A 10,705-nucleotide genomic window follows, 5' to 3' on the forward strand; every position below is an offset into this window, starting at 1 on the left:
CGCGGCGGCACCTCACCAGTGCACAGAGACCTCGGTGCCCATGGCGGTCCAGTCGTAGACGAACTTCGCGGCGTCGTCCCACATGTTGACGCAGCCGTGGCTCTGGGGGTATCCCAGCGACGAGCGCAGGCTGTTCGCTCCGTGGAAGCCGATGTCGGGGGCGAACCAGGTGACCCACGGGACGTCGCGGACGCAGTACGGCGCTCCCTCGAAGCAGCCCATGCTCTGCACGCGCGAGTAGCCGTTCACGGTGAAGTTGCCGGTCGGGGTCGGGGTGTCGGAGAGCCCCGACGAGATGACGTACGAGTCGACGACGTTTCCGTTCTCGTACAGGTATGCGCGCTGATCGCCCAGGTCGACATCGATGCTGCGGGCGAGCGATACCGTCGTGACCGGTACTTCGGTGACCGGCAGTTCGAACGACGCGTCGCCGGTCGCGAGCTGCGTGGCGAAGTCGGATGCGATGCTCTGGGCATCGCCCAGTTCGCGCCCGCTCTGGCCGGCGGCCTCTTCGCGCAGCACCTTGCCGGCCCTGTTCGTGATGACCAGCGCGTTCTCGGGTGCACGATTGACGGCCGCGGCGAGCCCATCGACGAGGGGCTGGATCGCGGCCGGGTCGGCCGTGATGCGGAATGCGCCGTCGGCGGGTTCGGCCGTCACCGTGAGCCAGGATGCGGCGACTGCCCGATCCACCGGCACCGTGCGCTCTTCGCCGACGTAGAAGCCGACCGAGTCGAGCATGCCGTTCAGCTGGCCGGCCGTCGCTTCGGCGGCGGGCGTCGGGATGTCGGCTGCGACCTCAGTGGGCACGGCACCGAACTCGACGCTCGTGCTGCCGGCTTCGAAGCCGCTTTGCAGCGCCGCCTGGACGGCGGCGATGTCGATGCCCACGCCCGGCACGGCCGGAGTCACGGCGTAGCTCGCCGTCGCTGGGTCGAACGTCAGCACGGCGTCGACCGGATCGGTGTAGAGATCGGGGGCTGCGCCGCGGAGCGCTGGGGTAGCGGCCTCGGGATCGAGGGTGACGGGCGCGTCCACGGGCGGGGCGAACCACGCTCCGGGGTTCCACATCGGGTGCTCGGCGAAGGCCGTCTCGGCCAGCTGCTGAGCGTCGACCGAGGCGCCGAGATCGGCTCCGGTGACCTCGGCCTCGACGCCGTCGCCCGTGAGGACGACCGTGGTCTCGGCGAGTCGCTGCTGGATGGCGTCGGCCGCAGCGCCGGGCGTCATCCAGCCGACGGAGACGCCGGCGACGGTGGTGCCGGGGGCGATCAGGATGAGAGACGTCGCCACGATCGCGGCCGCTGCCGCCCCGGCGCCGATGCCGACCCAGAGCCAGACACGGCGCTTCTTGGGTTCCGGCTCCACCGGAGCCCACGCCAGCTCTGGCGTGTCCGGGCCGTCGCCGATGGGCGCGTCGTCCGTCGGCGCGGTCGTATGGCCGACCGGTTCGACGGCGCCGCCATTGGACGCCTCGTCGGCGCCCGGCTTGGTCGCCAGATCCGTCACGTCTTCACCCCCCGAGTGCGAGAAACGCTTCCCCCATGCTACGGGACGCGCGAGGCGGGTTTGATTACAGCACGATTACGCATTCCCGCAGATCACACGCGGAAGAAGCCCGCATCGCATCCGCGAGGGGAAGACCCCTTTCGGGAGCCGCGAGGACCCCGGATCAGGGCGCGCAGAGCTCTTGGAACTGCTGGCTCGTCTCCTGGAACGTGGTGCCCAGCTCCTCGATCTCGGCGACGCGGGACATGTCGCCCTCGGCGACGGCACCCATCACATCGGCGACCTGCTGGAACATGTCCTGGAGCGGCGGCAGGATGGCGGCGACCTCGTCGTTGGTGATCTGGGAGGACGTCTCGGCGATCTGCTGCGCGGCCGCCTCCATCGCGCCCACCACCGCTGCAGGGTCATCGCTGGCGAGGTTCCCGAACTCGTCGGTCGCCTGAGAGATCGTGTCCGCCACCAGACGGCAGGCGTCTTCGGTGGACTGCCCCGCGTCTCCGGCGGCGTCGTCGGTGGGCGCCTCGGTGCTCTCGGACACCGGGGGAGCGGTGGACTCGCTGCCGTCGACGAGCGGCGTGCCGATGCAGGCGGTGAGTCCGAACAGTGCGGCGCCGGCGATGGTGAGAGCGGCGATGCGTCGGTGCAGAGTCGAGGAGCTCATCGCTCCACTGTAGGCGAAGGGCTCCTCGAGTCGACCCGCACCCTCTTGCGTAACGGTTGTGTAAATCCGGGCCGCGTGGGCGGCGAAGTGCTTGCGCAATGTTTGTTCGTAAGGTCTACTAACAAACATGCCAACCTCGGACGCGCGTCGCCGCTCCCTCACCGCGCCGGAGATCGCCGCCGGTTCACCCGGTCGCGGCTTCGCGCCGGGCCGCTCGCTGCGGCAGGGCGGAAAGGTTCTGCCCGAGCACGCCCGGGGTCACAATCGATCGCTTCTTCTGCAGACGCTCTTCCATCAGGGCGCCATGAGCCGGGCGGACCTCTCGCGGGAGACCGGGCTCACCCGCGTGACGATCTCGGACCTGATCGCAGAGCTCATCGCCGACGGCTTCGTCGCCGAGATGGGCGTCCGCGAGGCGTCGGGCCCGGGCAAGCCGGCGATCCTCGTGGACCTGGACCGCGCGGGGCACCGCATCGTCGGACTCGACCTGTCGGGAAGCGACTCGTTCATCGGCGCCGTGCTGACGCTTGACGGCGACATCGTCGTGCGGCGCGAGGTCGCCCTGCCGGAGGCCGACGACGTCGTGTCGACCGTCGTCGACCTCGCACGGACGCTCGTCGGCGAATCCCATGCTCCGGTCCTCGGCATCGGCGTCGGCTCGCCGGGCGTCGTCGACGATCGGGGCGTCGTCGTGACGGCGCCGAACTTCGGCTGGGCTGGTTTCGACCTCGAGGGCGCGCTGCGCGGCGCGCTCGAGCTGCCGGTCCTCGTGGCCAACGACGCCAATGCCGCCGTCCTCGCCGAGTACACGTTCGGAAGCGCCGCCGACGACGTCCTCCTGGTCAAAGTCGGGCGCGGTGTGGGCTCCGGCCTGCTGGCGTCGGGGCAGCCGATGCGCGGCAGCCGTTTCGCGGCGGGTGAGATCGGCCATGTCACCGTCGGAACCGACGGCGGCCCGCGGTGCGCGTGCGGCAAGGTCGGCTGCCTCGAGGCCTGGTTGTCGGTGCCGTCCCTGACGGCGCGGCTGGCGGAGGCATCCGGCGCCGCGGCCCGTGAGAGCGTCTTGCGCGACGCCGGCGAACGGCTCGGCATCGCACTGGCCCCGGTCGTCGGCGCGCTCGACGTGTCGGAGATCGTGCTCTCGGGTCCGCCCGACCTGCTCGGCGGCGCCCTCGCGGACCAGACCGTCGCCACGCTGCGCGCGCGCACGCTGGCCCCGTCGCACGACGGAGTGCGCGTGCGGATGACCGATCAGGGCCAGGACATCGTCCTCCGGGGCGCGGCCGTCATGGTCCTGTCCGGACAACTCGGAGTGTCGTAGCACCTGACGACACCCCCTCCCGGGGCTCCCTCGCCCCACATCCCCTGGATGGGTCACCCGGCTCACCCGAACACCAAACAGAACACGAAGGAAGACACCATGAAGACGACGCTTGGAGCTATGGCGCTTCTCGGCGCCTCCGCGCTGGTCCTCGCCGGATGCGCCGGTGGCGGAGGATCCTCATCCGACTCCGAAGGCACGGAGATCCGTGTGTGGCTCAACGGCACCGACACACCGCAGGAAGCCCGCGACTACCTCGTCGAGACGTTCGAGGAGGAGAATCCCGGTGCCACCCTGACGATCGAGGAGCAGAGCTGGGACGGACTCGTCGACCGCCTGACCACGAGCCTGTCCAGCTCTGACAGTCCCGACATCGTGGAGTTCGGCAACACTCAGGCGTCCGCCTTCTCCTCGGTGGGCGCGCTGATGGACCTCTCGGACATGTACGAGGACCTGGGCGGCGACGATCTGCTTCCCGGCTTCGTCGAGGCCGGCTCCTACGACGGCGCGTTCTATGCGCCGCCGCTGTATGCGGGTGCGCGCGTCGTCTTCGCCGATCCCGCGATGGTCACCGAGGCGCCCGCTTCTCTCGACGACTACATCGCCAAGGCGAAGGAGCTCGCCGCGGCGAATCCCGGCAAGTCGGGCATCTACTTCGCCGGCCAGGACTGGTACAACGCGCTGCCCTTCATCTGGGAGAACGGCGGCGAGATCGCCGTCCAGGACGGCGATGAGTGGGACGCGCAGCTGAGCTCCGACGAGTCGGTCGCCGGCCTGCTCCAGGTGCAGGACCTCATGAGCACCGCGTCGGTGGCGCCGAAGGACGGCGACAACGCCGAACCGTGGACGCCGTACTGCGAGGGTGCCTCGATCCAGTTCTCGGCTCCCAGCTGGGCGTATGGCCTGGCCAGCGAGTGCGAGACGGACAACCCCCCGGCCGCTCCCTCTGTCTACGCCCTCCCGGGTATGGACGGCGGCGCTGCCGAGGTCTTCGCCGGAGGCTCGAACATCGGAATCTCCGCGAAGTCCGCTCACCCGGAGCTCGCTCAGAGCGCCGTGGAGATCATTCTCTCCGACGAGTTCCAGACGATCTACGGCGAGAACGGTCTCATCCCGGCGAAGAAGTCCCTCGCCTCGACGCTGGGCGACACCCCGGAGGCGCAGGCCTACGCCGAGGCCGCCGTCAACGCGAAGCTCACGCCGGCCTCGCCGAACTGGGCAGAGGTCGAGGCATCGCGCATCCTCGAGGACTTCTTCGTGAAGATCGCGCAGGGCGGCGACGTGGCGGCCCTGGCCGCCGAGGTCGACACTCAGATCGAGGACATCCTCAACGGCTGACGTCGAATGCCTCCGCTCCGGCTGATGCCGGAGCGGAGGCTCCGAGGCGGCGGTGAGCGCACCGAGCGCACCGCCGTCCTCCGGCTCGATGACGATGACCGGCGAGACCCGCCGACCTCGCCGGCCCGGCCCGCCCACGCAGAAGCACAGGAGTCACCATGTCCACCACGTCCCGCGAGCTGCCTCCGGCGGTGAGCGCCGTCGATGGCGAGCGTCTGGTCGCGCCACCCGGGTCGGCGCGACCCGGCCGCCGCCGCCTCATGAAGGCGGGCGGCTTCACGCCCTACGGCCTGTTGACCCCCGCGCTGATCGTGCTCGTGGTCATCACCGGGTGGCCGCTCCTGCAGCTGTTCATCATGTCGTTCCAGGAGTTCGGGCGAGCCCAGGTCTTCGGCGCCCCGCCCGAGTTCGTGGGCCTCGGCAACTACGTGGCCGTGCTGAGCGACCCCGAGTTCTGGCAGGTGCTGTGGCGCTCGCTGGGCTTCGCCGCCGCGTGCGTCATCGCCACCATGGTGTTCGGCATCCTGATCGCCCTGCTCATGAACCGGCTGGGTGCGGTGCTGCGCACGCTGGTCTCGATCGGTCTGCTCCTGGCGTGGGCGATGCCGCCGCTGTCGGCGACGATCGTCTGGGGATGGATCTTCGACACGCAGTACGGCGTGCTCAACGACGTGCTGGTCAACGTGTTCGGCCTGACGCAGTTCGAGGGTCACTCCTGGCTGATCGACCCGCTCAGCTTCTTCTTCGTCGCCACGATCATCATCGTGTGGGGAGCCGTGCCGTTCGTCGCGTTCACGGTGTACGCGGGCCTGACGCAGGTGCCGGAGGAGGTGCTCGAGGCGGCCCAACTCGACGGTGCCGGTGCGGTCAAGCGGTTCACGCTCGTGATCGTCCCCTTCATCCGCCCGATCCTCATCATCGTGACGATCCTTCAGGTCATCTGGGACCTGCGGGTCTTCACGCAGATCTACGCCCTGCAGTCGATCGGCGGTCTCGCCGAACAGACCAACACGCTCGGCGTCTACATCTATCGCGTCTCGCTCGGGTCGGGAGATTTCGGCACCGGCGGCGCGATCTCGGTCATCGTCGTTCTGCTGCTGGTCGCGCTCTCGATCTTCTATGTCCGACGCAGCGTCAAGGAGGAGACCCTGTGAGCACCGCGACAGCCGCCCTCACCACGCCCGGCGCCCGACCGCCGGCCCCCGCCCGCCGTGGCCGCGGAGCCAGGCGCCGCATCGGCTCGATCCTCGCCGGGGCCGCCGCGGTCGTCGTCTTCGCAGCATCCGTCTTCCCCGTCTACTGGATGGTGAACACCTCGTTCCAGCCCAACGGCCAGGTGCGGGGGAGCGAGCTGCACTTCTGGCCCGACAACTTCACCGTCGAGAACTACGTCAACGTCATCTTCCACTCCGCGCGCGCTCCGTTCCTGCCGGCGCTCGGGAACTCGGTCATGGTGACCGTGATCACCGTCGTGGTCTCGCTCGTGTTCGCGTTCTTCGCGGCGCTCGCCGTGACGCGCTTCCGCTTCCGCAGCCGGGCGGCGTTCATCGTGACGATCCTCATCATCCAGATGATCCCGGCGGAGGCGATGATCATCTCGATCTTCCGCCTGATGGACGGCTGGCACCTGCTGAACACCGTGCTGGGACTGTCGGCGGTGTACATTGCCACCGTGCTCCCGTTCACGATCTGGACGCTGCGTGGATTCGTCAACGGGGTGCCGGTCGAGCTGGAGGAGGCCGCGATGATCGACGGGCTGAGCCGCTCGCAGGCCTTCTGGCGCATCACGTTCCCGCTGCTGGCGCCGGGACTGGTCGCGACGGGCATCTTCGGCTTCATCCAGGCGTGGAACGAGTTCCTCTACGCCCTCGTGCTCAATCCCCGCCCCGACGCGATGACGCTTCCGGTGTGGCTGCGCACGTTCCTCGACCCGAACGGCGGCATCAACTGGGCCGAGCTGATGGCCGGCTCGACGCTCGTGGCGATCCCCGTCGTGATCTTCTTCCTGATCGTGCAGACGCGCATGACGAGCGGCCTCGTCGCCGGGGCGGTCAAGGGCTGATGCGCGCAGGGCACCACGCCGCCTCCCCCGGGGAGGACGGCCGATGAAGGTCGGACTCGACGTCGGAGGCACCAAGACCGACGCCGTCGCCGTGGACGAGGCGGGCAGGATCGTCGGAAGGGTGCGCATCCCCACCGGGTGGGGGCCGGATGCCGTGGCCCAGACCGTGCTGGACGCGGTCGGCGCCCTCGGCTCCGAGCCGGGCGTCGCGCTGGCCGACGTGCGCTCGGTGGGCATCGGCATACCGGGCCAGATCGAACCCGGGTCGGACCGCGTCATGCACGCCGTGAACCTCGGCGTCGAGGAACTCGATCTCGTGGCCGCGGTCGCGCCGCATCTCGGCGTGCCGGTCCGGGTCGAGAACGATGTGAAGGCGGCGGCGCTGGGCGCGTACGCGCTGCGGGCCGAGACGGGACGCCCGCCGGCGTCGATGGGATACCTCAACCTCGGCACCGGCATCGCGGCCGGCATCGTGTCGAACGGCGTCGTGTGGCGCGGCGCGCGGGGCACCGCCGGCGAGGTCGGCCACATCTCGATCGATCCCGCCGGGCCGCTGTGCCGCTGCGGCCAGCGCGGCTGCATCGAGGCTTTCGCGGGCGGCGGCCTGATCGCCGAGCGGTGGGCACGACGCGCGGCGCACCCGGTGCGCGACGTGTTCGACGCCGCCGATGCCGGCGACGACGAGGCCCGCCGGCTGCGAGCGGGACTTGCTCGCGGCGTCGCGGCCGGCGTCCGTGTGCTCGTGCTGACCGCCGACGTCGACCTGGTGGTGCTCGGCGGCGGTGTCACGGCACTGGGCGGACGGCTGATGGCGGATGTCGCCGCCGAGCTCTCGGCCAGTGCCGACGCATCCCCGTTCATGCGCTCCCTGCGACTGACCGAACGCGTCGAGCTGCTGCCCCCGGGCTCTGCTGCCGCCGCCCTCGGGGCGGCGCTCGTGGGCGCGGCACCGAGCCGGGACCACGACGCCGAGGAAGCACTGGCACATGGCTGAGATCGTCATCGTGCACGACGAGGCCGCGGCGGGTGCGCTCGTCGCCGACGAGATCGTCCGGCTCATCGGCGCAGATCCCGCCACCGTGCTGGGACTCGCGACCGGCTCGACGCCGCTTCCGGTCTACGAGGCGCTCCGCCCGCGCCTGCACGGGGTCGACGTGTCGCGCGTGCGCGGTTTCGCGCTCGACGAGTACGTCGGCATCGACCCGGCCCACCCCGAGAGCTACCGCTCGGTGATCGCGCGCGAAGTGGTGGAGCCGCTCGGCCTGGACCCGTCCCGCATCCGCACCCCCGACGGCTCGGCGGACGGGATCGAGCGCCACGGCGAGGAGTACGAGGCCGCCATCGCGGAGGCGGGCGGCATCGACCTGCAGATCCTCGGCATCGGCACCGATGGGCACATCGGGTTCAACGAGCCCGGTTCGTCGTTCGCCTCGCGGACCCGCGTGAAGACGCTCACCGAGCAGACCCGCCGCGACAACGCGCGGTTCTTCGACTCGATCGACGATGTCCCGATGCACTGCATCACCCAGGGTCTGGGCACGATCCTGCGCGCACGGCATCTGGTGCTGCTGGCCTTCGGCGAGGGCAAGGCCGCTGCTGTGGCGGCGGCGGTGGAAGGGCCGCTGACGGCCTCGCTGCCGGGCTCGGCGATCCAGCTCCACCCGCACGCGACCGTGATCGTCGACGAGTCCGCCGCCTCTCACCTCGCCCGTGCCGACTACTACCGCTACACCTACGCCAACAAGCCCGACTGGCAGGGGATCTGACGCGGAGTCAGGTCGTGAAGACCTTGCCGGGGTTCAGGATGCCCTGGGGATCGAACACGCGAGTGATCTGTCGCTGCAGCTCCCACTGATCCTCGCCGAGCTCGTCGGCGAGCCACCGGCGCTTCAGCACGCCGACGCCGTGCTCGCCGGTGAGAGTCCCGCCCAGGCGCAGTGCCGCGCGGAACAGATCGTCGGCCGCCGCCCACACGTACTCGGGAGCCTCGACGACTCCGAACTCGTCGGCCGGGGCGGTGAAGATGAAGTTCGGGTGCAGATTGCCGTCCCCCGCGTGCGCCACGGTCGGGATGACCACGCCGTGCTCGCGCTCCACCCGGGCGATCTCGTCGAACATGGCCGGCAGCGCGCTGCGCGGCACCGAGACGTCCTCGATCAGCGCCGTGCCGAGCGTCTCCATCGCGGGATGCATCGACCGCCGGATCGCCAGCAGCCGCTCGCCCTCCGCGCGGTCGTGCGAGAGGGCGACGGTCCCGCCCGCCGCGGCGAGCACGTCAGCGATGGCGTCGGCCTCAGCGGGAGCGGCGGGCCCGTCCGTCTGGATCGTGAGCTGCGCAGCTCCCGGCGTCGGCGGTGCGAGCGACAGGAGCGCATGCACGGCCGCGAGCGACGCGGCATCCATCAGCTCCATGATGGCCGGCTGCGCTCCCGAGGCGGTGACGGCGGCGGATGCCTCGGCCGCCGTCCGAACGTCGGGGAAGGTCGCCGCGATCGTGCACACCTCGCCCGGTACGAGTCGGCGCAGCTTGAGTGTGGCGCCGACGATCACCCCGAGGGTCCCCTCGGAGCCGATGACCAGCGAGGTGAGGTCCAGGCCGGTCACGCCCTTGACGGTGCGGTGGCCCAGCCGCAGCAGCCGGCCGTCCGCGAGCACCAGGTCGATCCCCAGCACGGCGTCCCTCACGACTCCGTACTTGGCGCAGAGCAGTCCGCCGGCGCCCGTGGCGATGTTGCCGCCGACGGTCGAGATCGCTCGGCTCGCCGGATCCGGCGCCCACCAGAGCCCGTGCTCCGCGAGCGCGGCGTTCAGATCGGCGTTGAGGATTCCGGGCTCGACCACGGCGAGCAGGTCGTCGGGTCGCACCTCGAGGATGCGGTCCATCTCGCGCACCGAGAGGGCGATCTCGCCGGTTCCGGCATTCGCCGCTCCCGCGAGGCCGGTCCCGGCTCCGCGAGTGACGACCGGGGTGGCGGTGGCCGACGCGATCCGCAGCGTCTGCTGCACATCGTCGACCGAGCGCGCGTGGACCACGGCGAGAGGCAGTCCGGATGCCGCGTGCCCCGACTTGTCGGCACGGGCGCCGGCGAGCGAGGCGGGGGTCGTGTCGACGCGATCGCCGAGCGCGGCCTGCAGCGCGGCGACAGGATCGCGTTCGGGCGTCATGCCAGGCGCCGACGCCCCGCGATCACGCCGACGGTGACGGCGACCAGTCCGAAGCCCAGCCCGATCCACGCGTTGCCCATCGTCCACCAGGCCGCCGTCGCCGATGCGTAGACCAGAAGCTCGACGACGGCGCGGACGAAGGGATGCACCGCGAACACGGCACGCGGAGACACGAACAGCGCCCAGGCGAGGATTGCGGCGAGAGGTGCGGCGATGCCCACCACGATGTTCCAGGGGAACGGCCACATCGTGAAGCCCCACAGCGCCAGCGTCGCGAACGCGATGATCTCGCAGAGGAAGGCGAGGATGTCGATCGCCGACAGCGGCGCGCGCGTTCCCGGTGCCGGTTCGGCGGGCGTCGCGGGCGTGACGTTCGGCGTGTCGGACATGGATTCCAGTCTACGGCGCGTCGAGGAGCGCTCGCCGGGACTGCGGTCACTCTGACCTCGTCCGATCAGTTGCCGTTTCCGGTGCCGGGTCCGTTGCCGTTGCCGTTGCCGTTGCCCGGCCCCTCGCCCGGAGCGGCCCCATCGCCGTTCGCGTTGCCGGGGTTGGCGCCGTTGCCGTTGCTGTTGCCGTTTCCGTTCCCTGCGCCGCCTCCGTCGCCGTTGCCCACGCCGGGTTGGCGCCGCTTCCGTTGCTGTTGCCG

Annotated in this window: 11 protein-coding genes; 6 read left to right on the forward strand and 5 right to left on the reverse strand. The window is 70.5% G+C overall.

Annotation, left to right across the window (positions count from 1 at the left end):
- Positions 1 to 12: 12 nt before the first annotated feature.
- Together WYM_RS16160 and WYM_RS16165 are read right to left on the reverse strand one after the other, a co-directional pair.
- Positions 13 to 1,509, reverse strand: a complete 1,497-nt coding sequence (locus WYM_RS16160; RefSeq protein ID WP_019181883.1) for a L,D-transpeptidase family protein — start codon at positions 1,507 to 1,509, stop codon at positions 13 to 15.
- A gap of 163 nt (positions 1,510 to 1,672) precedes the next feature.
- Complete coding sequence (locus tag WYM_RS16165) at positions 1,673 to 2,170, reverse strand: hypothetical protein (RefSeq protein WP_019181884.1); 498 nt, start codon at positions 2,168 to 2,170, stop codon at positions 1,673 to 1,675.
- Between the two features lie 127 nt (positions 2,171 to 2,297).
- Here WYM_RS16165 and WYM_RS16170 point away from each other — a divergent pair, with 127 nt between their 5' ends.
- From WYM_RS16170 to WYM_RS16195, 6 genes are all read left to right on the forward strand, one after another.
- Positions 2,298 to 3,491: an ROK family transcriptional regulator gene (locus tag WYM_RS16170; protein WP_019181885.1), complete on the forward strand. Its 1,194-nt coding sequence runs from the start codon at positions 2,298 to 2,300 to the stop codon at positions 3,489 to 3,491.
- Between the two features lie 99 nt (positions 3,492 to 3,590).
- Positions 3,591 to 4,829 carry an extracellular solute-binding protein gene (locus WYM_RS16175; protein WP_026059874.1) on the forward strand — a complete coding sequence of 413 codons (1,239 nt, stop codon included), beginning with the start codon at positions 3,591 to 3,593 and terminating at the stop codon, positions 4,827 to 4,829.
- 158 nt (positions 4,830 to 4,987) lie between these two features.
- A complete protein-coding gene (locus tag WYM_RS16180; RefSeq protein ID WP_019181887.1) occupies positions 4,988 to 5,983 on the forward strand; it encodes a carbohydrate ABC transporter permease in 996 nt (331 codons plus the stop codon).
- Positions 5,980 to 6,891, forward strand: coding sequence for a carbohydrate ABC transporter permease (locus WYM_RS16185; RefSeq protein WP_019181888.1), 912 nt, complete (start codon positions 5,980 to 5,982; stop codon positions 6,889 to 6,891). Before WYM_RS16180 ends, WYM_RS16185 begins: the two co-directional genes overlap by 4 nt.
- Before the next feature lie 43 nt (positions 6,892 to 6,934).
- Positions 6,935 to 7,885: an ROK family protein gene (locus WYM_RS16190; protein ID WP_019181889.1), complete on the forward strand. Its 951-nt coding sequence runs from the start codon at positions 6,935 to 6,937 to the stop codon at positions 7,883 to 7,885.
- Positions 7,878 to 8,657 (forward strand): glucosamine-6-phosphate deaminase, encoded by a 780-nt coding sequence (locus WYM_RS16195; protein WP_019181890.1) that lies wholly within the window; start codon positions 7,878 to 7,880, stop codon positions 8,655 to 8,657. The genes WYM_RS16190 and WYM_RS16195 overlap by 8 nt, the downstream gene beginning before the upstream one ends.
- Before the next feature lie 7 nt (positions 8,658 to 8,664).
- Here WYM_RS16195 and WYM_RS16200 read toward each other — a convergent pair whose 3' ends face one another.
- The 3 genes from WYM_RS16200 to WYM_RS22020 all read right to left on the reverse strand — a co-directional run.
- On the reverse strand, positions 8,665 to 10,056 hold the full coding sequence (locus WYM_RS16200) for an FAD-binding oxidoreductase (RefSeq protein ID WP_019181891.1): 1,392 nt from the start codon (positions 10,054 to 10,056) through the stop codon (positions 8,665 to 8,667).
- Positions 10,053 to 10,445 (reverse strand): YrdB family protein, encoded by a 393-nt coding sequence (locus tag WYM_RS16205; RefSeq protein WP_019181892.1) that lies wholly within the window; start codon positions 10,443 to 10,445, stop codon positions 10,053 to 10,055. Before WYM_RS16205 ends, WYM_RS16200 begins: the two co-directional genes overlap by 4 nt.
- Positions 10,446 to 10,510: 65 nt before the next feature.
- Positions 10,511 to 10,705 (reverse strand): hypothetical protein (locus WYM_RS22020; RefSeq protein WP_040569441.1); only part of this gene is annotated, 195 nt, incomplete at its 5' end.

It is taken from the genome of Microbacterium yannicii PS01 (genome assembly GCF_000304335.1).
GTDB classification, from domain to species: domain Bacteria; phylum Actinomycetota; class Actinomycetes; order Actinomycetales; family Microbacteriaceae; genus Microbacterium; species Microbacterium yannicii_A.

What these genes read in the sequence shown, in the direction of transcription:
- WYM_RS16165 (WP_019181884.1), bottom strand. Translation starts at nt 2,170, where the DNA reads ATGAGCTCCTCGACTCTGCACCGACGCATCGCCGCTCTCACCATCGCC.
- WYM_RS16195 (WP_019181890.1), top strand. Translation starts at nt 7,878, where the DNA reads ATGGCTGAGATCGTCATCGTGCACGACGAGGCCGCGGCGGGTGCGCTC.
- WYM_RS16190 (WP_019181889.1), top strand. Translation starts at nt 6,935, where the DNA reads ATGAAGGTCGGACTCGACGTCGGAGGCACCAAGACCGACGCCGTCGCC.
- WYM_RS16205 (WP_019181892.1), bottom strand. Translation starts at nt 10,445, where the DNA reads ATGTCCGACACGCCGAACGTCACGCCCGCGACGCCCGCCGAACCGGCA.
- WYM_RS16180 (WP_019181887.1), top strand. Translation starts at nt 4,988, where the DNA reads ATGTCCACCACGTCCCGCGAGCTGCCTCCGGCGGTGAGCGCCGTCGAT.
- WYM_RS16170 (WP_019181885.1), top strand. Translation starts at nt 2,298, where the DNA reads ATGCCAACCTCGGACGCGCGTCGCCGCTCCCTCACCGCGCCGGAGATC.
- WYM_RS16200 (WP_019181891.1), bottom strand. Translation starts at nt 10,056, where the DNA reads ATGACGCCCGAACGCGATCCTGTCGCCGCGCTGCAGGCCGCGCTCGGC.
- WYM_RS16175 (WP_026059874.1), top strand. Translation starts at nt 3,591, where the DNA reads ATGAAGACGACGCTTGGAGCTATGGCGCTTCTCGGCGCCTCCGCGCTG.